The sequence below is a fragment of the Methylobacterium sp. UNC300MFChir4.1 genome, from assembly GCF_900110155.1.
GTDB lineage: Bacteria > Pseudomonadota > Alphaproteobacteria > Rhizobiales > Beijerinckiaceae > Methylobacterium.
In genome coordinates this window covers 414912-437526 of sequence record NZ_FOCS01000001.1, presented here as the reverse complement: position 1 = coordinate 437526, position 22615 = coordinate 414912, and the positions used below count along the sequence as shown (strand labels likewise).

Below are 22615 nucleotides of genomic sequence, written 5' to 3'. Positions count from 1 at the left end.
CGGGCCCCGGCCGGGACGATCAGCCCGTCGTGCCCGGGCAGCGTCGCGCACGGGCGGCCGCGCGACGCGCGCGCGCGCGAAAGACCGGGCACCGGAGCGGTGCTCCCACTATTCGCGCTCTCAGCCACCCCGACCTCAAAGTATTCCGCCGCGATGGTGCGGCGCATGCAAGACCACGGCCATACGCAAAATCGCGTATAGGCCGCACTGCAACCCAGGACCTAGCCTGCGCTCGTCGATCCGGGCCGCCTCTCAAGGCCCGGACGCGAACAGGGTCAGGCACATGGCAGACGACACCGAGACCGGCGCCGATCACGGCTTGCGCTCCCCGCTGCGGCGCAGGCTGCTCATGGGATTGGCCGGCGCCCCGGCGCTGGCGCTGTTGCCGCGCACCGCCTGGGCGGCGCCGCCGACCGCGGCGGTCAACACCACGGGCCTCGCGGTGACCGACAGCGAGGTGACGGTCGGCATCCTGCACTCGGTCACCGGCACCATGGCGATCTCGGAGACGGGCGCGCAGGAAGCGGAGAAGCTGGCGATCCAGCAGATCAACGACGCCGGCGGCGTGCTCGGCCGCAAGATCAAGATCATCCAGGAGGACGGCGCCTCCGACTGGCCGACCTTCGCCGAGAAAGCCAAGAAGCTCCTCGTCAACGACCACTGCGCCGCCGTGATGGGCTGCTGGACCTCGGCCTCGCGCAAGGCGGTGCTGCCGGTCTTCGAGCAGTACAACGGCCTGCTGTACTATCCGACCTTCTACGAGGGCCTGGAGCAGTCGAAGAACGTCTTCTACACCGGCCAGGAGGCCACGCAGCAGATCCTCGCCGGCCTCGACTGGGTCCACAAGGAGAAGGGCGGCGACAGCTTCTACTTCATCGGCTCCGACTACATCTGGCCGCGCACCTCCAACAAGATCGCCCGCAAGCACGTGGAGAACGTGCTCAAGGGCAAGGTCGTCGGCGAAGAGTACTTCCCCCTCGGACACACGCAGTTCAACTCGGTCATCAACAAGATCAAGCTCACCAAGCCCAAGGTGATCTTCGCCGACGTGGTCGGCGGCTCGAACGTGGCGTTCTACAAGCAGCTCAAGGCGGCGGGCATCGACCTGTCGAAGCAGGTGCTGATGACGATCTCGGTCACCGAGGACGAGATCGACGGCATCGGCGGCGAGAACATCGCCGGGGCCTACGCCTGCATGAAGTACTTCGAGTCGATCCAGAACGAGAACAACAAGGCATTCGTGGCCGCGTTCAAGAAGATGTGGGGCGAGAAGACGGTCATCGGCGACGTGACGCAGGCGGCCTATCTCGGCCCGTTCCTGTGGAAGATGGCCTGCGAGAAGGCCGGCTCGTTCGACGTCGACAAGGTGGTGGCGGCCTCGCCCGGGATCGAATTCAAGGGCGCGCCGGAAGGCTACGTGAAGATCGACGAGAACCACCATCTCTGGTCGAAGACCCGGGTCGGCCGGGCGAAGCCCGACGGCCAGTTCGAGATCGTCTACACCAGCCCCGAGCTGATCAAGCCCGATCCCTTCCCGAAGGGCTACCAGTAGTCACCTCGTTCGGAGGGGCAAATTAGCCCCTCCCCAGCGTCATCGCGAGCGCAGCGAAGCGACCCAGGGCAGCGAGACTTTCCGGCACGAAGCGCGTCCCTGGATTGCTTCGCTCCGCTCGCAAAGACGGCCCGGTTCGCCCGGAGGCCGTGACGAGTCGGCAGAAGACGCACTCCTTTTGCGGAAGACCGAAACCATGCTCGGCGACTACTCCCTCGGCGACCTCGGCGCGATCTTCGCCATGCAGGGCTTCGCAGGCCTGATCCTGTTCTCCGTCTACCTGCTGATGGCGCTGGGGCTCGCGATCATCTTCGGCCAGATGGGCGTGATCAACATGGCCCACGGGGAGTTCATGATCCTCGGCGCCTACGTCACCTATCTCTGCTCGACCTTCTTCCAGACCTACCTGCCGGCGCTGTTCCCGATCTACTTCTTCATCGCGATGGGCTTGGCGTTCCTCGCCTCCGGGGCTCTGGGCATGCTGGTAGAATGGGGCCTGATCCGGTTCCTCTACAAGCGCCCGCTCGACACGCTGCTCGCCACCTGGGGCCTGTCGCTGATCCTCCAGCAGGCCTACCGGTCGATCTTCGGCGCCCGCGAGGTCGGCGTCGAATTGCCGTCCTGGCTGATCGGCTCGGTGCAGGTCACCGACACGATCGAGATCCCGATCAACGGCCTGTTCGTCATGGCCGTCACCATCCTGATCACCGTCAGCGTCGCGCTGCTGATCTTCCGGTCGCGCTTCGGCCAGCAGGTCCGCGCCGTGATGTCGAACCGCGCCATGGCGGGGGCGGTCGGCATCGATACCGAGAAGGTCGATCGCTACACGTTCGGCCTCGGCTGCGGCATCGCGGGCATCGCCGGCTCGGCCTTCACGATGATCGGCTCGACCGGGCCGACCTCGGGCCAGCTCTACATCGTCGACACCTTCCTGATCGTCGTGTTCGGCGGGGCCGCGAGCCTGCTCGGCACTATCGCGTCGGCCTTCTCGATCTCCCAGACGCAGTCGACCCTGGAGTTCTTCCTCTCCGGCTCGATGGCCAAGGTCATCACCCTGCTCGCGGTGGTCGGCATCCTGATGCTGAGGCCGCAGGGCCTCTTCACCCTCAAGGTCCGGCGCTGAGGATGTTTTCCCGATGACGAACCCGGTCCAGACTCTCACCAAATCCGTCACCGTCAACGACAACCCGTTCATGAAGCCGGTGGAGTGGCTGAGCCTGCTCCTCCTGGCCGGGGTGATCCTGGTCGTCCTGCCGCTGGTGCTCGACAGCTTCCGCCTCAACCTCGTCGGCAAGTACCTCACCTACGCCTTCGTCGCCCTCGGGCTGGTGATCTGCTGGGGCTACGCGGGTATCCTCTCCCTCGGCCAGGGCGTCTTTTTCGGATTGGGCGGCTACTGCATGGCGATGTACTTGAAGCTGGAAGCTTCGAGCATCGAGAATACGAAAATCCAGTCGACTCCCGGCATCCCGGACTTCATGGACTGGAACCAGATCACCGCCCTCCCCTGGTTCTGGCAGCCGTTCAAGAGCCTGCCGCTGACGCTGATCCTGGCGGTCGCCGTCCCGGTCCTGTTCGCGATGCTGATCTCCTTCGCGATGTTCAAGCGCCGGGTCGGCGGCACCTACTTCGCCATCATCACCCAGGCGATTGCCGCGATCCTGACCATCCTGATCGTCGGCCAGCAGGGCTATACCGGCGGCATCAACGGCATCACCGACCTGCGCACCCTCCACGGCTGGGACATCCGCACCGACTCGGCGAAGTTCATCCTGTACTTCGTCAACGGCGGCCTGCTGATCGCCTGCATCCTGGCGGCGCAGTACGTGAAAAAGTCGAAGCTCGGCCGCATCCTCGTCGCCATGCGCGACAAGGAGGACCGGGTCCGGTTCTCCGGCTACTCGGTGGCGGGGTTCAAGGTCTTCGCCTTCTGCTTCGCCGCCGGACTGGCGGCGATCGGCGGCGCGATGTTCACCCTCCAGGTCGGGTTCATGTCGCCCTCCTTCGTGGGCATCGTTCCCTCGATCGAGATGGTGATCTACGCCGCGGTCGGCGGGCGCCTGTCGCTGTTCGGCGCGGTCTGGGGCACGCTGCTCGTCAACTGGGCCAAGACCAGCTTCTCCGAGAGTTTTCCGGATCTCTGGCTGTTCGGCCTCGGCGCCCTGTTCATCGCGGTGGTGCTGGCTTTCCCGAACGGCCTCGCCGGCATCTGGCGCGAGCATATCGAGCCTCGCCTCACCCGCCGGGTGAAGGGGCTGCGCGCCCCGCCGCCCGCCATCGTCCCGCCCCACGGCACTCCGGCCGAGTGAGCAAGCCATGAACGCCGCGATCCTCTCCTCCCCCGTGGTCGGCGCCGAGGCCGCCCCACCCGACTACCTCCTCGCCGTCGAGGCGCTCACGGTCTCGTTCGACGGGTTCAAGGCGGTGAACGACGTGTCGTTCTATGTCGATCCCGACGAGATCCGGGTGATCATCGGGCCGAACGGCGCCGGCAAGACCACCGTCCTCGACCTGATCTGCGGCCGCACCCGGGCCAGCGCCGGCTCGATCAAGTACAAGGGCCAGGAACTGACCAAGCTCTCCGAGAGCGCGATCGTGCAGGCCGGCGTCGGCCGCAAGTTCCAGACGCCGTCGATCTACGACGACCTGACGGTGTTCGAGAACCTGGAGATCTCGTTCCCCCGCGGCCGCTCGGTGTTCGGCGCGCTGACGTTCAAGCGGGACGCGGAGGTCCGCGACCGCATCCACGCCATCGCCGAGACGATCTTCCTGAAGGACCAGCTGAAGGAGCGGGCCGAATTCCTGAGCCACGGCCAGAAGCAGTGGCTGGAGATCGGCATGCTGCTGATCCAGGACCCGGAGCTGCTGATGCTCGACGAGCCGGTGGCCGGGATGAGCGTCGGCGAGCGGATCAAGACCGCCGAGCTTCTCAACCAGATCATCAAGGGCCGCTCGGTGCTGGTGATCGAGCACGACATGAAGTTCGTCGAGGACATCGCTCACCGGGTGACCGTCCTGCACCAGGGCAAGGTGCTGTCTGAGGGTTCGATGGAGCGGGTCAAGAACGACCCGAAGGTCATCGAAGTGTATCTGGGACATTGACGATGGCGTCGCTCCAGACTGCGCACATCCCCGGCGTCCAGGCGCCCCCGCTGGCCGCGGCCCCGGCCGCGACGCCGGCCCTCGCCGTCGAGGACCTGCACGCCGCCTACGGCCAGAGCGAGGTCCTGCACGGGCTGACCTTCTCGGTGGCGCCCGGCGAGATCGTCGCCGTGATGGGCCGCAACGGCATGGGCAAGACCACGCTCATGAAGACCCTGATGGGCCTCGTGCCGGTCAGGGCCGGCTCGATCCAGGTCGAGGGCGCGGACGTCGCCGGGCTCAAGAGCCACGCCCGGGTCGCCAAGGGCCTCGCCTACGTGCCGCAGGGCCGGATGATCTTCTCGACCATGACGGTGCAGGAGAACATCGAGACCGGTCTCACGGTCACCGGCACCCGCAAGGTGCCGCAGGACCTGTACGACATGTTCCCGGTGCTCCTGGAGATGAAGGGACGGCGCGGCGGCAACCTCTCGGGCGGGCAGCAGCAGCAGCTCGCCATCGCCCGGGCCCTGGCGAGCCGCCCGAAGGTCCTGCTCCTCGACGAGCCGACCGAGGGCATCCAGCCCTCGATCATCCGCGAGATGGGCCGGACCCTGAAGGCGATCCGCGACGCGCGCGGCCTCTCCATCGTCGTGTCCGAGCAGGTCCTGAGCTTCGCCCTCGACGTCGCCGACCGGGTGATCGTGCTGGAGAACGGCGCCATCGTCCACGAGGCCCCGCGCGACGGCATCGACGAGGCGGCGGTGGCCCGGTTCCTGTCGGTCTAGCCGCCGACCGTCCCGCGCGGTCCGTCATCGCGAGCGCAGCGAAGCGACCCAGGGCAACGCGAGGCCTCAGGACGGTGCGCCGCTGGATCGCTTCGCTGCGCTCGCGAAGACGCCAAAGATTTGACCATCGTAATCGCAGCAGGGAGTCGAAAAGAATGCCCGAGACGCTGATCAAGGTCGATCTCACGCAATCGGCCTATGACAACGACATGGTGCACAATCGCTGGCACCCCGACATCCCGATGGTCGCCTACGTGAAGCCGGGCGCGGACTTCATCGTCGAGACCTACGATTGGACCGGCGGCTTCATCAAGAACAACGAATCCGCCGACGACGTGCGCGACATCGACCTGTCGATCGTGCACTTCCTCTCGGGACCGATCGGCGTCGAGGGTGCCGAGCCCGGCGACCTGCTGGTGGTCGACCTCCTCGACATCGGCGCCAAGCCCGAGAGCCAGTGGGGCTTCAACGGCTTCTTCTCGAAGAAGAACGGCGGCGGCTTCCTCACCGAGCATTTCCCGCAGGCCCAGAAGTCGATCTGGGACTTCGAGGGCATGTTCACGAAATCCCGCCACGTCCCGGGCGTGCGCTTTCCCGGCCTGATCCATCCCGGCCTGATCGGCTGCCTGCCCGATCCCAAGATGCTGGAGACCTGGAACACCCGCGAGAAGGCGCTCTACGATACCGATCCGGAGCGGGTGCCGGCGCTCGCCACCCTGCCCTTCGGCCCGACCGCCCATATGGGCCGCCTGAAGGGCGACGCGAAGGACGCGGCCGCCGCCACCGGCGCCCGCACGGTCCCGCCGCGCGAGCACGGCGGCAATTGCGACATCAAGGACCTGTCGCGCGGCTCGAAGATCTACTTCCCGGTCTACGTCCCCGGCGCCGGCCTCTCGATGGGCGACCTGCACTTCAGCCAGGGCGACGGCGAGATCACTTTCTGCGGCGCCATCGAGATGGCCGGCTGGGTGCATCTCAAGGTCGAGCTGATCAAGGACGGCATGGCCAAGTACGGGATTAAGAACCCGATCTTCAAGCCGTCGCCGATCACGCCGAAATACGACGATCACCTGATCTTCGAGGGCATCTCGGTCGACGAGAGCGGCGGCCAGCACTACCTCGACGTGCACATCGCCTACCGGCAGGCCTGCCTGAACGCGATCGAGTATCTCAAGAAGTTCGGCTACTCGGGCGCGCAGGCCTACTCGATCCTCGGCACGGCGCCGGTCCAGGGCCACATCTCGGGCGTCGTCGACATCCCGAACGCCTGCGCGACGCTCTGGATACCGACCAAGATCTTCGAGTTCGACATCAATCCGGGCGCCGACGGACCGACCAAGTTCCTCGACGGCTCGATCCAGATGCCGCTCTCGCCGGATCTGTGATGGTTCGTTTCCCTGCCGGTCGCGGCTGACGCGACAGGCCTCCTCTCCCGTGCGGGAGAGGGGGCCCGCGATCCTTCGGCACCGTTCGTACCTCTCAAGTTCATTCCGGGAGCCTCCCATGCCCGTCTACGACTACGCCTGCGAGGCCTGCGGGCCCTTCACGGTGATGCGGCCGATGGCGGAGTTCCGCGAGCCACATGCCTGCCCGGATTGCGGCGGCGCGAGCCAGCGCGCCTTCCTCACCGCGCCGCGCATCGCCGGCATGGATGCGGGCCTCAGGACCGCCCACGCCACCAACGAGCGCAGCCGCCACGCGCCCCGGCGCTCGGGCAGTCACGGGGCCGGGTGCGGCTGCTGCTCACCCAAGAAAGCGAGCGCCGCTCCGGCCGCCGCCAAGAGCTTCCCGAAGGCGCGGCCCTGGATGATCAGCCACTGAGCCGCCCTCAACCGGGGGGACGATCAAGATCAGGAGGACATCACGCCATGATGCACGGAGACATCTCGTCCAGCCAGGACAGCGTCGGCGTCGCCGTCGTGAACTACAAGATGCCGCGCCTGCACACCCGCGCCGAGGTGCTGGAGAACGCCAAGGCGATCGGCAAGATGATCGTCGGCATGAAGACCGGCCTGCCAGGCCTCGACCTCGTGATCTTCCCCGAATACTCGACCCACGGCATCATGTACGACGCCGCCGAGATGTACGAGACCGCCTCGACGGTCCCGGGCGCGGAGACCGAGGTGTTCGCCGCCGCCTGCCGGGAGGCCAAGGTCTGGGGCGTGTTCTCGCTCACCGGCGAGCGCCACGAGGAGCACCCGCACAAGGCGCCCTACAACACCCTGATCCTGATGAACGACCAGGGCGAGATCGTGCAGAAGTACCGCAAGATCATGCCCTGGACCCCGATCGAGGGCTGGTATCCGGGCGACCGCACCTACGTGTCGGACGGGCCGAAGGGGCTGAAGATCAGCCTGATCATCTGCGACGACGGCAACTATCCCGAGATCTGGCGCGACTGCGCCATGCGGGGCGCCGAGCTGATCATCCGCTGCCAGGGCTACATGTATCCGGCCAAGGAGCAGCAGGTCGTCATCTCGAAGGCGATGGCCTTCGCCAACAACACCTACGTGGCGGTGGCCAACGCGGCCGGCTTCGACGGCGTCTACACCTATTTCGGCCACTCCGCGATCATCGGCTTCGACGGCCGCACGCTCGGCGAGTGCGGCGAGGAGGAGATGGGCATCCAGTACGCCGCCCTGTCGAAATTCCTGATCCGGGACTTCCGCGCCCACGGCCAGTCGGAGAACCACCTCTTCAAGCTGCTGCATCGCGGCTACACGGGCATGATCAACTCGAAGGAGAACCGGCACGGGATGTCGGAATGCCCCTACGATTTCTACCGGCGCTGGATCGAGGATCCCGACGGGACCCGCGACGCCGTCCGGGCCATTACCCGTCAGAGCGTCGGCACGGAGGAATGCCCGATCGAGGGCATCCCGTTCGTGGGCAAGGGCGCGGGCGCGCCCGACCCGGCGCGCTGACCAGCCGGCCGGTCGTGCGACCAGGAGGACCATGGACACGACTCCCCTCGGCCCCACCGCCTTCCGGGCCCCGGCCGTCCTGCTCTCCGGACCGGTCGACTACGACATGTACAAGGACTTCCGCCGCCAGCTCGACGCGGCGGGGGACCGCGACCTCGTCGTCGTCGAGCTGACGACGCTCGGCGGCGACCCGGAGGTCGCCCGGATGATGGGCGAGGACATCCGCTTCAACAGCGCGATGGATCCGAACCGGCGGTTCGTCTTCCTCGGCAAGGCCGCGATCTACTCGGCCGGCACGACCTTCATGAGCTTCTTCGCCCGGCCCAACCGCTATCTCACGTGCGGGACGCGGCTGATGATCCACGAGCGCAAGATGAACAAGCAGCTCCAGGTCGAGGGACCGCTCACCACCTGCATCGCCTCCGTGAAGGCGACGCTCAACGAGATCCTGTGCTCGATCGAGATCCAGAACGAGGGCTTCGCCAACCTGATCCAGGGCTCTGACGTCACCCTCGACGAGGTGCTCGAGAAGGCACCGTCGAACTGGTACCTCGAGGCCGAGGAGGCCAAGCGGCGCGGCCTGATCGAGGCGGTGATCTGAGCCGCGTCTTTGCGAACGCAGTGAAGCAACCCAGGGCAGCGCGACACCGGCGCGCGCGGCGCTGCTGGATCGCTTCGCCTCGTTCGCGCGGACGGCGAGGTTTCACAACTCCGGGTAACAGGCCCCGAGGCTGAACCAGACCGGGGTGAGGGTCCGCGACATGGGAGATCCGGCTCGCGGGCGGCGCGGTCAGGGCGTCGCGGCCGGCTCCGTCAGGCGATCGACCGAGAGCAGGTACGCGATCAGCGCCGTCTGCTCTTCGCGCGAGACGCCCGAGCCGGCATCCGCCCAGTAGGCGTGCCCCTTGCCGGTCACGCGGGCGATCCGCGCCGTGTCCGAGGCCGCGTTGGCGGCGATCACCTTCGCCCGGAGATCCCGGTCGACTAGGGCGCGCAGGCTGTTGGCGGGATCGGGGGTGACGCCCCGGTACAGCGTGCCCGGGACGCCGAGCTGGCCCTCGGCATCGGGACCGACCGCGACGCCGGAATCGTGCAGGTACGGCGCCGTCCAGGCGAGGCCCACGAGATTCGGCACCTTGTAGCCGCCCTCCGTGCCCCCCTGCCCCCAGGCGAGCTGCACCTGGGCGAGGGCGTCGCCCGCGAGCGGCACCGGGACGATGACCGAGTCGGCCGGGGTCGGGAACGGCGTGTCGGCGGCGAACATCGCCGGCGCCGACAGGCGCGCCTCCATCTTGGCGCCCGCCCGCGCCCGGGTCGGCTCGGTACCGATCTCGGCCTCCGGGACGACCCGGTGGTTGGTGAGCGCCGGGCCGGAATGGCAGCTGCCGCAGCCGGCCTTCTCGAACACCGCGCGGCCCGCGCGGACCCGGTCGGGATCCTGCCCGGCGGCCGGCGGGTGCAGCAGGTTCTGGAAGGCCGACATGGCGTTGTTGGCGTGGTTGACCGGCTCCCCGGGCACGGACGTGAACAGGCCGTTGTCGGTGACGTAGTTGGTCGCCGGATAGGTCGGCAGGACCGCGTAGCTGTTCAGCCCCGGCGAGGCCGGGGTCGGATCGACGCTGCGCAGCACCTCCGACGGGCTCCGGCCGCCGTCCGGCCTGTAGCGGAACGCCTCCGTGGCCGACCCGCGCAGCACGATCCCGAGATACGTCTCGGGATCCATGCCGAACAGCCAGGGCGCGGCGGCGGCGAGCTGGGTCGTGTCGGAATTGGCCGCGTGGACGTTGTTGTTGAGCGAGGACAGGCCCGCGAAGGGCCCGATCGCCTCGCGCCCGCTCCAGCTGTAGGGCTCGCCGTGGGCCGAGAAGCTCGACGGGATCGAGGTCGGGTTGGTGACCCGGTCGGCGGACGAGTCGAAGCTGCCCGGCGGCCAGCTCGCCACCTGCACCTTCGTGGCCGCCTCGACGGAAGCGGCGTTCGGGAGCGCCGGCCCCGTGCCGGTCGAGCCGGTATGCTTCGGATCGGCGGGGGGCTTGGCATCGGCCTCCGGCACGCTGGCGTGCATGAAGTAGGCCGAGGAGTTCTTCGCGAGCGCCATCAGCAGCCCGGCATTGAGGTCGGTGTTGGGCGCGCCCTCCACGACCCTGCCGGTGCCGGGATCGACCGCCGCGTGGCACAGGGCGCAGGTGATCCCCATGCGCAGGTGGCCGCGGTCGTAGAAGGTCTTGATCCCGATGATGAAGGCGCCGCCCTTCGGCACGTCGAGCCCGGTCGGGACCAGCTCGCCCGCCCGGTAGACGCGGTCGCCGACGCGCACGTCCCTGGCCATGGCAACTTTGAGATCGGTGGTGCCCTGGCCACCGAGCTTGGCCACCGCCAGGGCGACCTGCGTGGGAGTCAGGCCGCCGTCGAGCATGCCCATGACGTCGGTGAGGAAGACCTCGTTGCCGAACGTCTCCTGATAGAAGGCCTGCCGGCCGCGCTCGACCATGGCGGGATCGATCGCGACCGCACCGCTCTTCGGCGAGAGCGCCTTCCGTCCGGCCTCGGTGCCGCTGAGCCGGTCGGCCTCCGCGCGCGAGACGCGGCGTCCGAGGATGTCGAAGGCGGTCTCGATCGGGTAGCGGTCCGGGTTGAGCAGGTCCGCCCGGTCGGGCATCGGCGCGTAGCTGAAGCGGCCGGCGCCCAGGGCGACGCCGGCCGTGACGGTCGCCAGACCGGCGGTGATCAGGATGCGGCGCGGCCAACCCATGGAAACCGTTTGTCCTTCCCGGCGCCCGCCCGCGAGGAAGCGGGACCGGAGGGCCGGGCCTTTAACCGCCGGCCATTGCCAGGGTTCACGGGGGCGGCCGGGACCGGGTGTCGCGTCCCGGCCACCTCGAATCCTCAGATCTGGACCTGCCCGCCGTCGGCGAACAGCTCGACGCCGTTGACGAAGCTCGCCGCGTCCGAGGCGAGGAACAGCACCGCCTGGGCGATCTCCTCGGGCCGGCCGACGCGGCCGGCCGGGATCTGGCCGGCGAGGACGTCCTTGGTGGCCGCCGCCTGATCGCCGCCGCCGAAGAGCTCGTCGAGGCCGGCGGTCTCGGTCACGCCCGGGCTGATCGTGTTCACGCGGATGCGCCGGTCCTTCAGGTCGAGGATCCAGTTCCGGGCGAAGTTGCGCACGGCCGCCTTGGTGGCCGAGTAGACGCTGAAGGCCGGCGTGCCCGAACTGCCGGTGGTCGATCCGGTGAGGACGATCGCGGCCCCGTCCCGCAGGAGCGGCAGCGCCTTCTGCACGGTGAAGAGCACGCCCTTCACGTTCGTGTCGAAGATGCTCTGATAATGCGCCTCGGTGATCGCGCCGAGCGGCGCGAAACTGCCGCCGCCGGCATTGGCGAAGACCACGTCGATCTGCGCGTGCTTCTGCTGGACCGCGTCGTACAGGCGGTCGATGTCGGCGAGGTTCGCCATGTCGCCGCGCACGCCCGTGATCCGGCCGCCGATCTGCCTGACCGCCGCGTCGAGCGCCTCCTGGCGGCGACCGGTGATGAACACCGAGGCCCCCTCGGCCACGAAGGCCTGCGCGGTCGCGAGGCCGATGCCGCTGGTGCCGCCGGTCACCACCACCACCTTGTCCTGAAACCTGCCGGTCATCGTCGTTCTCCGCTGTTCGGCGCCGTGGGCGCCGCTGGTCGGAGAGATGCCGCCGGAACGATAGTGCGGGTAGTCGGCGAATGTGGCACCCAGCGTTCCACAGGAGGAACGATGGTCCGCGCCGATCTCAACGACTACGTCTACTTCGCCGAGGTCGTCGCGCATGGCGGCTTCGCCGCGGCCAGCCGGGCGCTGCACCAGCCGAAATCGAAGCTGAGCCGCCGCATCGCGGCCCTGGAGGCGCGCCTGGGCGCCCGCCTGATCGAGCGGTCGAGCCGGCGCTTCCGCGTGACCGAGGTCGGCCAGGGGTTCTACGAGCGCTGCCGGGCGATGATGCTGGAGGCGGAGCGGGCCGAGGCGCTGGTCGCGGAGGCGCAGACCGAGCCGCACGGGCGGATCCGCATGAGCTGTCCCACGGGCCTCACCGACATCGTCGCGGCGCGCGTCCGCGGCTTCCTCGTCCGATACCCGAAGGTGCGGCTGCAGCTGGTCGTGACCGACCGGCCCGTCGACCTGATCGAGGAGCGGATCGACGTGGCGCTGCGGGTCCGACGGGACCTGACGAGCGACGCGTCGCTGACCATGCGCACGCTCGGAACCTCGCGGTGGATCCTGGTCGCCGCGCCGCGGATCGCGCGCGGCCTCGGCCCCGACATCGCCGCGCTCGGCGCGGTCCCGACCCTCGGCACCCGCGACGATCCGGGCGAGGCGGAGTGGCGGCTGGAGCACCGGGACGGCACGATCTTCACCCTGCGCCACGAGCCGCGCCTGACCTGCGGCGACTTCGCCGCGCTGTGCGACGCTGCGGCCGACGGCCTCGGGGTCGCGTTCCTGCCCGACCACGCCTGCACCGATGCCGTCGCGGCCGGCCGGCTCGTGCCCGTCTACCCGGACTGGCAGGGTCAGCCCGGGATCGTGCACATCGTCTTCACGACCCGGCGCGGGCTGCCGCCGGCCGTGCGGGTGCTGATCGACCACCTCGCGGCGACATTCCCGAAGCTGTGAGGCGCGCGCCCTAGTATCCGCGCGCCGCGTCGACGCCGTCCGGCACCTGGCCGGTCCGCCGATAGGCCCTCAGGTTGGCCGCCACCGTGGCGGCCGCCGAATCCATGTCGGTCGGCCCCGAGACGTGCGGCAGCACCGTCACGCCGGGATGCGACCACAGCGGCGACTCCGCCGGCAGGGGCTCGACCGCGAAGACGTCGAGCACGGCGTGGGCGAGGTGGCCCTTGTCCAGGGCGGCGATCAGGTCCTCGGTGACGACGATCGGTCCGCGGGCGAAGTTGATCAGCGCGGCGCCGGGCTTCAGGGCGGCGAGGCGCTCGGCGTTCACGAGGCCCCGCGTCTCCGGCGTCAGCGGCACGAGGCAGACGAGGATGTCGCACCGGCCGAGCATCGCCGGGAGGCCGTCGGCGCCGTGGAACGTCTCGAGGTCCGGCACCGCCTTGGGGCTGCGGCTCCAGCCGACGACGCGGAAGCCGGCTCCGGTGAGCCGCTCCGCCGCCGCGGTCCCGAGCGCCCCGAGGCCGAGCAGGCCGACCGTGGTGTCGGACGGCTTGCGGTAGGCGTGCGGGCGCCAGACCCGGTCCCTCTGCTGGCGGGCGTAGGCCGGCATGTCGCGCTGGAGATAGTAGGTCCAGGCCAGCACGGCCTCGGCCATGGTGCGGGCCATCTCGCGGTCGACGAGGCGGACGATCGGCAGCGGCCGGTCGAAGGCACCGACGAGCTTCTCGACCCCGGCCCACAGGCTCTGCACCCAGACGAGCCCCGGCAGCGCCGCGACCTCGGCCGGATCGGGGTTGGCCACGACGGCGACCCGCGCGGCCGCCCGGGCCGCGTCGTCCATCGACCGGAACGGGATCAGGCGCTCCTCGGGCATGGCCGCCGAGAGGATCCGCAGGTACTCCGCCTCCTGATCCGGCCCCTTGCACCCGACCAGGGCGATCGCCTCCGCCATCAGCATCCTCCGCACCGTACCGCTTCGCCCGTCCACGCGCGGGCGAAGCAGGCGCTGTGCCTGACGGGATCCGGATCGTCGAGATGGGTCGGGCGCCGGCTCGGTCAGCGCGCCTCGATCAGCGCCGGGTAGACGAGGCGGACGTTGCGCCGATCCTCGGGGATCGCGGTCTCCGCCCGCTTGCGGATGCTGCCGGTCGTCGCCGCCACGACGGGCTCGGTCGGCCGCAGGCGCCAGCGCTCGGCCGCCTGGATCGCGACGCGGGGCTTGGGCCGTTCGAGGTGCCGGTCCGCGCCCTCGGTGGGGGCGGTCGCGAGCCCGCCGAGCGTCATCGCGGCCAGCAGGGCGTAGCGGGGCCAGGATCGGCGGGGACGAGCGGGACTGGAAGGCATGGGAGGGGCACCGCGTGGACCTCCCTGTTCTGCGCCGCGCACATGAAGACGAAATCGAACCGAATCGATTTCCAACCCGTTCCCAACACCTGCCTACAGTCGCGGTAAATGCCCGCTGTCCAGGCACGGTTAAACAGGTGAATCGGGAGGACACGCGGACATGGCGAGCAAGGTCGAGGGGGGATCCGGGACGCCGGAGCGCGCGGAGATCGGCCGCGTGATCGACACCGACATCTCCGCGCGCCTGGACCGGCTGCCCTGGGGCCGCTTCCACGTCCTCGTGATCGTGGCGCTCGGCATCACCTGGGTGCTGGACGGCCTCGAGGTGACGCTCGCCGGCTCCCTGGTGGGCGCGCTGCGCCAGCCGCCGATGTCGTTCTCGGAGTTCGACGTCGGGCTCGCCGCCTCCTGCTATCTCGTGGGCGCCGTGACCGGCGCGATCGGCTTCGGCTGGCTCACCGACCGGATCGGCCGGAAGAAGCTGTTCTTCATCACGCTCGCCCTCTACCTCGTCGCCACGGCGGCCACCGGCCTGTCTTGGAACATCTGGAGCTTCTGCTTCTTCCGCTTCCTCACGGGCGCGGGGATCGGCGGCGAGTACACGGCGATCAACTCGACCATCCAGGAGCTGGTCCCGGCCCGGGTCCGCGGCTGGACCAACCTCGTCATCAACGGCTCGTTCTGGATCGGCGCGGCGCTCGGCTCGTTCATGTCGATCGTGCTCCTGAAGCCCGAGGTGATCGACCCGGCCTGGGGCTGGCGCGTCGCCTTCTTCACCGGCGGCGCCATCGGCCTCGTGATCCTGCTCCTGCGCACCTGGATCCCCGAGAGCCCGCGCTGGCTCGCGACCCACGGCTACGCGGCGGAGGCCGACCGTGTCGTCACCGGCATCGAGAAGCGCTTCACCGACGAGGGCGTGACCCTGCCGCCGGTGGACGAGAGCAAGCGCATGAAGGTCCGCACCCGCGACCACACCCCGCTCTCCGAGGTGTTCAAGGCGCTGTTCGTGACGAGCCGCAAGGAGACCATGGTCGGCCTCGCGCTGATGATCGCGCAGGCCTTCTTCTACAACGCGCTGTTCTTCACCTACGCGCTGGTGCTGGAGCGCTTCTATCAGGTGCCCGGCAACCATGTCGGCTGGTACCTGCTGCCCTTCGCGCTCGGCTCGTTCCTCGGCCCGCTGCTCCTCGGGCGGCTGTTCGACACGATCGGTCGGCGCAAGATGATCGCCTTCACGTACGGCATCTCGGCGCTGCTGCTCGCCGCGGTCGGACTGCTGTTCCGCCTCGAACTGCTCGGGCCGGTCGGCCAGACCGCGGCCTGGATGGTGGTGTTCTTCTTCGCCTCGGCGGCGGCGAGCTCGGCCTATCTCACGGTCTCCGAGACGTTCCCGCTGGAGATCCGGGCGCTCGCCATCGCGGTCTTCTACGCGGTCGGCACCGGCATCGGCGGCGTCTCGGGCCCGCTCCTGTTCGGCACGCTGGTCGAGACCGGCTCGCGCGACTGGGTGCTGTTCGGCTACGGCCTCGGCGCCGTGCTGATGCTCATCGCGGCGGTCGTCGGAGGCATCTGGGGCACCGCCGCGGAGGGCAAGTCCCTGGAGGAGGTCTCGAAGCCGCTGGCGGCGGCCTGAGGGCGGGCCCGGCGCGACAGCGGGACGCGCGCGGAGCGGAGCCGTCCGGCCTCGCTCCGCGCCCGGCCGACGCCGCCGCGGGCGCTCACGCCCCCTTCCGCCACACCTGCCCGTGGTAGACGAACTTGGCGCCCTCGTTCGCCAGTGCCGCCAGGCCCCGGAAAGCGGGGTCGTGGACGGTGATCACGCTGGTCGGGATCTGGCGCATCATGGCGGCGAAGGGCGCCTTCTTCTCGAAGGCGGTGCGGAAGCCGCTCTCCTCCAGCACCTTGAGGATCCGGGGCGCGATGCCCCCGCCGATATAGACCCCGCTCGTCGCCAGGAAGGTCAGAGCGAGGTCGCCGCAGACGCGTCCGAGCACCCGGCCGAACAGCGCGAGCGTCTCCGCAGCGTGCGGATCGGTGGCGTTCAGACCGGCCTCGGTGACCGCGGCCGGCTCGATCTTCTCGTGCGGCTGCCCGGTCCGGACATGGGCGACGGCCGCGTGGAGCCGCGACAGGCCCGGTCCCGACAGCACCGTCTCCACGGTGATCCGGTCCTCGACCCGCTCCAGCGCGTGCCAGACCTTCTCCTCGAAGGCGTCGGCCGGGCCGATATCGGTGTGGCCGACCTCGGTGGAGACGATGGCGAGATGCGCCGCATAGGGGACCAGCGCGGCCGCGCCGAACCCGGTCCCGGGGCCCAGCACCACGCGGGCGCCGCCGGGCACGGGGGGACAGGGGCCGACCGGCGTGAGGTCGTGGGGCTCGATATCGGCGGCGCCGGCCGCCACCGGCACGTAGTCGTTGACCACCGTCGCGGAGGAAAGCCCGAAATCCTCGGCGATGCGCTGGCCCGCGATCTTCCAATGCGCGTTCGTCAGCTGGATCTCCGGCCCGTCGACCCGGCCGGCGATCGCCAGGATCGCCGAGCGCGGTGCCGGGCCGCCACCCTTGGCGAGCGACGCCTTGATGGCGCTCGACGGATCGGGATGGTCGGCGGTCGCCTCGTGCGCGAGGAGGCGGGGCTGGTCGCCGGACGTCTCGATCAGACCGAACCGCGCGTTCGTCCCGCCGATGTCGCCGACCAGAACCGGAAACTCGAACATCGCAACATGCCCCTGCTCTCTGGCCCGCCGCGACGGGACTCGCGTCCAGCACGGCTCCGGCGATTCATCGGCCGCGCGACACCGCGCGGGCAAGTCCCAATCGGCGGCATCCGCCGCTCAGGATTGCGCGATCGTCTTGTCACGAGCCCGGCCGATCACGCCGAGATGGGTATCTCCGAAGCCGCTGCCGTATTTGAGACCGTAACCGAGGGCGCGGTCGAGGCCGATATGGGCCAGCCAGATGAGGACCGGCCCGATGGCCTCGGGGCGGCCCGAAGCGATCGCCAGGGACAGGCCGACGAGCGGCAGCGCGAGCGTGTGGGCCGCGTTGTAGAGCACGGCGCCGACCACGGGACCGGCCGCGTAGCCCAGCATGCTCAGGTCGGGGACGAAGAGCAGCGCCGCGAAGAGCCACCACGACGGCCCGAGCCAGCCATAGGCGAGCAGGGCGGCGACGAGGATGCAGCCCCCCTCCAGCCGCAGCAGCAGGCGCGGCCAGCCCGTGACGGAACGCCCCGACATCGCGATCTCCTCTGAACGGCGCGGCGCGTCAGGCCGGCGGCAGCGCGTCCGGGTCGATCGCGCCACCGGCAGCCCAGTTGCTCAGCAGGGCACGGACGGCGGCGGGGTCGGGCAGGCGCCGCCGGGCGACGGTCTCGCCGTCACCGACGCGCACCGCGACCCCGCCGTCCTCGTTGATCGACGCGAAGGCGATCTCGTCGGTGCGGTCGTCGCCGAAGAAGACGGGGACCCGTCCGGCGTAGGGCGCCTGCGCCATGAAGGCGCGGATTGCGTGGGCCTTGGTGGCCTGCGCGGGGACGATCTCGCCGACCGCCTTGCCGAGCTGCAGGCGGTACTCGGCGCCGAGCGCCTCCGCCGCGCCCTTCACCAGCGTCTCGGCCCGCAGGGCATCGTCCGGGTTCGCGAGCCGCCAGTGGACCGCCACCGAGGCGCCCTTGTCCTCGATCAGGACCTGCGCGAGCGCGGCGGTCTCGGCCTGCAGGCGCGCGACCTGCCGGCGCAGATCCGGATGGTCCTCCGCGCGGCCGCCCGTGAGCGCGCCGGCGACCCGGCGCTCGACGCCGTGGAGACCGGCCGCATCCAACCGGGACGGCGCCAGGAAGCCGTCGATCACTGTGACCGGCCGGCCGGTGACGATGGCGAGGGCGCCGTCGAGTCGCGCCCGGAGCCGCTCCAGATCCTCCACGAGGCCGGGCTCGACCCGCACGGCGTCCGGACGCGGCGCGATCTCGGCGAGCGTGCCGTCGAAGTCGAGGAAGAGGGCGATGTCCATCGCGGGGGATCCCGGGCTCGAGTGTCGGCGACGGGCTAGCACGGGCGCGCCGGACGACAAACGCCGGCAGCACTGCCCTATCTGGATCCGAAGCGGCACAGCACGAGGTTCTCCATGCGCGGATCGCCCTTCCGGCCCGTCCCCGATCCGGTCAGACCCGGCGAGGAGAGCGTCTGGGACTATCCGCGGCCGCCCCGGCTCGAATCCGTCCCGGACCGGCTGCGGGTCGTGCTCGGCGGCCGCGTCATCGCCGAGACGGGCTCCGGGTTCCGGGTGCTCGAGACCTCGCACCCGCCGACCTACTACCTGCCGCCCGCCGACATCGCGGACGGGACGCTCGTGAACCAGCGGCGCGGCGGGATCTGCGAGTGGAAGGGACAGGCGGTCCTGTTCGACGTGCGCGGCGGCGACCGTCTCGTGCCCGGGGCGGCCTGGGCCTACCCGGATCCGACCCCGGATTTCCGCGCGATCGCCGGCTACGTCGCGTTCTACGCCGGCCCCATGGACGCCTGCTTCGTCGGGGCGGACCCGGTGACCCCGCAACCGGGAAACTTCTACGGTGGCTGGATCACGCCCGGCATCGTCGGCCCGTTCAAGGGCGGTCCCGGAACGATGGGCTGGTGATTTCGTCCCCCGCCGCTTCTACGTTCGCGGAAAGCCACCACGAGGAGACCGCATGACCGCGCTGACCGAGACCGATCCGACCGGCGCCGGGTTCAGCCCGGAGGGGCTCGCCCGGATCGTGCCGTGGATGGACCGCCTCGTCGGCGACGGCCGGCTGGCCGGACTGTCGGTCACCGTGGCGCGGCGCGGGCGCATCGCCTTCGCGCGCGCCTGCGGGCAGGCCGACCTCGCCCGGGCAACGCCGTTCACCCTCGACACGGTCACCCGGATCTACTCGATGACCAAGCCGCTGACCTCGGTGGCGGTGATGCAGCTCTACGAGCAGGGCCTGTTCCAGCTCGACGATCCGATCTCCCGGGTCCTGCCCGAGTTCGCCGAGATGCGCGTCGCCGTGGGCGGCAACCGGGCGAAGCTCGAGACCGAGCCGGCCCGCCGGGCGATCACCGTGCGGGACCTGCTGACCCACACGGCCGGGCTGACCTACGGCTTCATGGAGGCGACCCTGGTCGACGCGCAGTACCGCGAGCAGGGCGTCGACTTCCTGGCGCGCGAGGGCTCCCTCGCCGAGATGACCGCGCGGGTCGCGAAGCTGCCGCTCCTCGCCCAGCCGGGCAGCGCCTGGAACTACAGCGTCGCCACCGACGTGCTCGGCCAGTACGTGGCCGCGCTGACCGGCCGCCCGTTCGCCGACCACCTCCGCGAAGCGGTGATCGGGCCTCTCGGCATGGTCGATACCGACTTCCACGTGCGGCCCGAGCTGATGCCGCGCTTCTGCGCCACCTACGCGTACGACCGCGCGCGGCAGCTGCGCCTGTTCGACGATTCCGTGGACACGGCCTTCGCGCGCCCGCCCGCCATCGCGTCGGGCGGCGGCGGCCTCGTCTCGACGGCGGCGGACTATCAGCGCTTCTGCCGGATGATCCTCAACCGGGGCACCCTCGACGGCGCGCGCCTGCTGGGCCGCAAGACGGTCGACCTGATGCTGGCGAACCACCTGCCGGGCGACCTGGCCGCGATGGGCACGCCGCGCTTCGCCGAGACCTCCTACACCGGCATCGGCTTCGGCCTGGGCTTCTCGGTGATGCTCGACCCCGACCGGGCCCAGATCCTCGGCACGCCCGGCGAGGTCGCCTGGGGCGGCCTCGCCTCGACTGCGTTCTGGATCGACCCGGCCGAGGACCTGTCGGTGGTGCTCATGACGCAGCTCGTCCCGTCCTCGGCCCTGCCGATCCGGCGCGAGCTGCGCGTCCTGACCTACGCGGCCCTGGCCGAGTGAGGGCCGGCCACGCGCGGGTCCGCGCCGGTCACTCCTCCTTGGGCGCCTCGGCGGCCGGCTTCTGAGTCGGCTTCGCGCCGGCCTTGGCGGTCGGCTTCGGGGCGGCGGTGGCGTATTCAGGATCGCTGCGCGGACCGTTCGCACCGTTGGTCGGGCCGGGGAGCTGGCCCGGCGCGAGATCGGTCACCTTGGTCCAGGTCTGCGACTTGCACAGGAACGCGATCAGGCAGCCGCGCACCGTCAGCTCGCCGGCCGTCTCGGTCCAGATGGTGACGTCGTAGGACTTGCCGTCCTCGGAATTGTAGATCTTGCCCTCGTAATGGGCGTCGGCATTCGGCTTCAGGCCCAGGATCAGCTGGTGTCCGAGGGACGGCCGGGCCTGCTTCTTGGGATCGGGGTTCTTGAAGTCGATCCGCGGCTCGCCCTTGTCGTTCAGCGGGACCTTCAGCCAGACCACGTATCCGCACAGCCGGTCACCCGCGGTCCCGCACTTCTCGAGGCGCACGCGCGCGCGGCCGTCCTCGGTGAGATAGGTGCCGCTGGGATCGGTCGGCGTCTTGGCCTGGGCCGTGCCCGCCAGCGCCGAGAGCGCCAGGATCGCGAGCGGCGCAACCCGGCGACCGATCGATGTAAACCGCATACCCGAACTCCCATCCCTCGCGAGTCGTGATGGAGCCTTGACCGCCCGTCCTCGCGTGTGCCGCTTCCGCGCAGGAAGGATCGCTCCCTCCGCGTCATCGCGCCCGCGCCGAGAACCGGACGGCGTGCGCGTCATGCCCGCCCTCTCCCGCGCGAAGTTGTCCGCATCATGACAACTCAGCCGGGACTCTGGACGGGAATCGACCCGGCGATACTGGGATCGGTGCGCGTTGGACGGTCAGATCCGGGTCGGCGGACGGCTGCGGCCGGGTCCGAGGCTGCGCTGCATGAGCGTCACGTCGAGCCAGCGCCCGTGCTTGTGGCCGACTCCCGCGAGCGTTCCGACGGGCGTGAAGCCGAGGCTCGCGTGCAGCGCGATCGAGGCGGGTGAGCCGCTCTCGGCGATGATGGCGACCAGGGTCCGGCAGTCGATCTGCTCGCTCGCCGCGATCAGGGCGGCGAGCAGGCGCCGGCCGACTCCGCCGCCGCGGGCCGTCCGGGCGACGTAGATCGAATCCTCGAGGGTCGAGCGATAGGCGGCGCGCTGGTGATAGGGGCCGGCATAGGCGTAGCCCGCGACCGCGCCGTCCCGTTCGGCCACGAGGTAGGGAAAGCCGCCCGCGCGCAGCACCTCGAAGCGGCGCGTCATCTCGGCCAGCGTCGGCGGCTCCGTCTCGAAGCTGGCCGTGCTGGAGGCGACGGCGTCGCCGTAGATCGCCGCGATGGCGGGAAGGTCGGCCTCCGTGGCCGGGCGTATCACGTCTGTCACGGCCGCAGGTTACGCGAGGCGGCGCGGCTCCGGCAATCTGCCCCGCACGAGCCGGGCGCGGCTCGATCCCGCGGACGGCGGCGGAGCCTCGGCGGGACCGGCGCCTCGGCGCAGATCCCGCACGGCTCGAGGATGCGATGACTTACTCGGCGGCGGACATCTCGGCCGTGAAGTGGCCGCACCAGTCCTTCGAGGCCACGACCGGCCAGAGACCCTTCGACTCGGGGGCCGGCTGGCTGACCGGCGGATTGAAGCGGCAGAGGCCCTCGTCACCCTGCGCCTGGGCACCGTTGAGCTTGTGATCGTCGAAGAAGCGGCAGCTTTCGCAAGCGGCGTTCGCGGAACCGGCCATCGGGTCTCTCCATCGGGTATCTCGGAGGGAGGGGACCGCCTCGGCGGCGCGCCCTCCACAGTTCTTAATTAGAATAGCTCGAAAGTAAGGTCAACGGCCGGCTTGCGCGGGGCTTGCGGGCGGGCGGCCGAGCGCGACGCGGTGCGAAAGGGTGGAGCGAGGGCGACTGGAGACGTGGACGCGCGGGCGGTCCGGGTCGGCGGTCGCCGCGCCGACGGTCCCGTCATCTGGGTGAGAAGGTCAGGTGCCGCGCGAACCGATCTCGCTGGCGCCATGGCCCAGAACGCAGCGAAGCCGGATTCCGCTGGGAATCCGGCTTCGGAGAAGCGGCGATGACTTGGTCATCACCCTTTGGCCGATCCGATCGCCGTCAAAGTAGACGGCGTCGGGACGGTCAGCCCTGCTTGGCCTTCTTGTTGGCGTTGTGGTGACCGATCGCGCAGCCCGCGGCCGCGCCCATCTTGCCGTGTCCGGCCATGTGCCCGGCGACTCCGCCGACCACGGCGCCCTTGAGGCAGCCCTTCGCCTGGGCGGGCGCGCCGGCCAGCAGGCCCGCGACGGCCAGGGCGGAAACGAGTGCGATCCGATTCGTCATCGAGACATCTCCT

At 70.0% G+C, this 22615-nt stretch carries 24 protein-coding genes; 13 read left to right on the top strand and 11 right to left on the bottom strand.

The features are described 5' to 3' along the window. The first annotated feature begins 283 nt into the window (after window positions 1-283). From urtA to BMY19_RS02090, 9 genes are all read left to right on the top strand, one after another. Window positions 284-1552: an urea ABC transporter substrate-binding protein gene (urtA, locus tag BMY19_RS02130; RefSeq protein ID WP_042669481.1), complete on the top strand. Its 1269-nt coding sequence runs from the start codon at window positions 284-286 to the stop codon at window positions 1550-1552. Window positions 1553-1748: 196 nt separating this feature from the next. Beyond that, window positions 1749-2675, top strand: a complete 927-nt coding sequence (gene urtB / locus BMY19_RS02125; RefSeq protein ID WP_012322399.1) for an urea ABC transporter permease subunit UrtB — start codon at window positions 1749-1751, stop codon at window positions 2673-2675. Between the two features lie 13 nt (window positions 2676-2688). Beyond that, a complete protein-coding gene (gene urtC, locus BMY19_RS02120) occupies window positions 2689-3861 on the top strand; it encodes an urea ABC transporter permease subunit UrtC (RefSeq protein ID WP_020090546.1) in 1173 nt (390 codons plus the stop codon). Between the two features lie 7 nt (window positions 3862-3868). Further along, window positions 3869-4654, top strand: coding sequence for an urea ABC transporter ATP-binding protein UrtD (urtD, locus tag BMY19_RS02115; protein ID WP_020090547.1), 786 nt, complete (start codon window positions 3869-3871; stop codon window positions 4652-4654). 2 nt (window positions 4655-4656) lie between these two features. Then, complete coding sequence (urtE, locus tag BMY19_RS02110) at window positions 4657-5421, top strand: urea ABC transporter ATP-binding subunit UrtE (protein WP_244492187.1); 765 nt, start codon at window positions 4657-4659, stop codon at window positions 5419-5421. 155 nt (window positions 5422-5576) lie between these two features. Beyond that, entirely contained in the window at window positions 5577-6806 is a 1230-nt protein-coding gene (gene fmdA / locus BMY19_RS02105) for a formamidase (RefSeq protein ID WP_100250723.1), read from the top strand. Between the two features lie 118 nt (window positions 6807-6924). Further along, window positions 6925-7242: an FmdB family zinc ribbon protein gene (locus BMY19_RS02100; RefSeq protein ID WP_091678996.1), complete on the top strand. Its 318-nt coding sequence runs from the start codon at window positions 6925-6927 to the stop codon at window positions 7240-7242. A gap of 47 nt (window positions 7243-7289) precedes the next feature. Further along, on the top strand, window positions 7290-8345 hold the full coding sequence (locus BMY19_RS02095) for an aliphatic amidase (RefSeq protein WP_020090552.1): 1056 nt from the start codon (window positions 7290-7292) through the stop codon (window positions 8343-8345). A gap of 31 nt (window positions 8346-8376) precedes the next feature. Further along, the gene (locus tag BMY19_RS02090) at window positions 8377-8946 is read left to right on the top strand and encodes a ClpP family protease (RefSeq protein ID WP_020090553.1); all 570 of its coding nucleotides are present in this window, start codon (window positions 8377-8379) and stop codon (window positions 8944-8946) included. A 189-nt stretch (window positions 8947-9135) separates the two neighbouring features. Here the strand turns inward: BMY19_RS02090 and BMY19_RS02085 are convergent, their stop codons facing one another. Together BMY19_RS02085 and BMY19_RS02080 are read right to left on the bottom strand one after the other, a co-directional pair. After that, entirely contained in the window at window positions 9136-11097 is a 1962-nt protein-coding gene (locus tag BMY19_RS02085; RefSeq protein WP_100250722.1) for a cytochrome C oxidase Cbb3, read from the bottom strand. A gap of 134 nt (window positions 11098-11231) precedes the next feature. Then, a complete protein-coding gene (locus tag BMY19_RS02080; RefSeq protein WP_100250721.1) occupies window positions 11232-11984 on the bottom strand; it encodes an SDR family NAD(P)-dependent oxidoreductase in 753 nt (250 codons plus the stop codon). A gap of 111 nt (window positions 11985-12095) precedes the next feature. Here BMY19_RS02080 and BMY19_RS02075 point away from each other — a divergent pair, with 111 nt between their 5' ends. Continuing rightward, window positions 12096-12989 (top strand): LysR substrate-binding domain-containing protein, encoded by an 894-nt coding sequence (locus tag BMY19_RS02075; protein ID WP_100250720.1) that lies wholly within the window; start codon window positions 12096-12098, stop codon window positions 12987-12989. Window positions 12990-12999: 10 nt separating this feature from the next. Here BMY19_RS02075 and BMY19_RS02070 read toward each other — a convergent pair whose 3' ends face one another. Both BMY19_RS02070 and BMY19_RS02065 read right to left on the bottom strand, forming a co-directional pair. Beyond that, on the bottom strand, window positions 13000-13941 hold the full coding sequence (locus BMY19_RS02070) for a 2-hydroxyacid dehydrogenase (RefSeq protein ID WP_091679008.1): 942 nt from the start codon (window positions 13939-13941) through the stop codon (window positions 13000-13002). Between the two features lie 104 nt (window positions 13942-14045). Beyond that, window positions 14046-14333, bottom strand: a complete 288-nt coding sequence (locus tag BMY19_RS02065) for a hypothetical protein (RefSeq protein ID WP_244492186.1) — start codon at window positions 14331-14333, stop codon at window positions 14046-14048. A 160-nt stretch (window positions 14334-14493) separates the two neighbouring features. Here BMY19_RS02065 and BMY19_RS02060 point away from each other — a divergent pair, with 160 nt between their 5' ends. After that, on the top strand, window positions 14494-15966 hold the full coding sequence (locus BMY19_RS02060; RefSeq protein WP_100250719.1) for an MFS transporter: 1473 nt from the start codon (window positions 14494-14496) through the stop codon (window positions 15964-15966). An 85-nt stretch (window positions 15967-16051) separates the two neighbouring features. On the opposite strand, the gene BMY19_RS02055 is transcribed toward BMY19_RS02060, so the two are convergent. The 3 genes from BMY19_RS02055 to otsB all read right to left on the bottom strand — a co-directional run bounded on the left by BMY19_RS02055 (window position 16052) and on the right by otsB (window position 18347). Continuing rightward, entirely contained in the window at window positions 16052-17053 is a 1002-nt protein-coding gene (locus tag BMY19_RS02055; RefSeq protein ID WP_020090560.1) for a glucokinase, read from the bottom strand. A 117-nt stretch (window positions 17054-17170) separates the two neighbouring features. After that, entirely contained in the window at window positions 17171-17575 is a 405-nt protein-coding gene (locus BMY19_RS02050) for a DUF4260 domain-containing protein (protein ID WP_091977690.1), read from the bottom strand. A 28-nt stretch (window positions 17576-17603) separates the two neighbouring features. After that, window positions 17604-18347, bottom strand: a complete 744-nt coding sequence (gene otsB, locus BMY19_RS02045) for a trehalose-phosphatase (protein WP_091925265.1) — start codon at window positions 18345-18347, stop codon at window positions 17604-17606. Between the two features lie 114 nt (window positions 18348-18461). On the opposite strand from otsB, the gene BMY19_RS02040 reads away from it, so the two are divergent. Together BMY19_RS02040 and BMY19_RS02035 are read left to right on the top strand one after the other, a co-directional pair. After that, window positions 18462-18971, top strand: a complete 510-nt coding sequence (locus tag BMY19_RS02040) for a DUF427 domain-containing protein (protein WP_100250718.1) — start codon at window positions 18462-18464, stop codon at window positions 18969-18971. A 52-nt stretch (window positions 18972-19023) separates the two neighbouring features. Beyond that, window positions 19024-20247, top strand: coding sequence for a serine hydrolase domain-containing protein (locus BMY19_RS02035; RefSeq protein WP_100250717.1), 1224 nt, complete (start codon window positions 19024-19026; stop codon window positions 20245-20247). A 28-nt stretch (window positions 20248-20275) separates the two neighbouring features. On the opposite strand, the gene BMY19_RS02030 is transcribed toward BMY19_RS02035, so the two are convergent. The 4 genes from BMY19_RS02030 to BMY19_RS02015 all read right to left on the bottom strand — a co-directional run bounded on the left by BMY19_RS02030 (window position 20276) and on the right by BMY19_RS02015 (window position 22602). Further along, complete coding sequence (locus BMY19_RS02030) at window positions 20276-20887, bottom strand: DUF2147 domain-containing protein (protein WP_091925272.1); 612 nt, start codon at window positions 20885-20887, stop codon at window positions 20276-20278. A gap of 237 nt (window positions 20888-21124) precedes the next feature. After that, on the bottom strand, window positions 21125-21655 hold the full coding sequence (locus BMY19_RS02025; protein ID WP_100250716.1) for a GNAT family N-acetyltransferase: 531 nt from the start codon (window positions 21653-21655) through the stop codon (window positions 21125-21127). 142 nt (window positions 21656-21797) lie between these two features. Next, window positions 21798-22007 carry a hypothetical protein gene (locus tag BMY19_RS02020; RefSeq protein WP_020090567.1) on the bottom strand — a complete coding sequence of 70 codons (210 nt, stop codon included), beginning with the start codon at window positions 22005-22007 and terminating at the stop codon, window positions 21798-21800. A gap of 394 nt (window positions 22008-22401) precedes the next feature. Continuing rightward, window positions 22402-22602 (bottom strand): hypothetical protein, encoded by a 201-nt coding sequence (locus BMY19_RS02015; protein ID WP_012322375.1) that lies wholly within the window; start codon window positions 22600-22602, stop codon window positions 22402-22404. Between the last annotated feature and the right edge of the window lie 13 nt (window positions 22603-22615).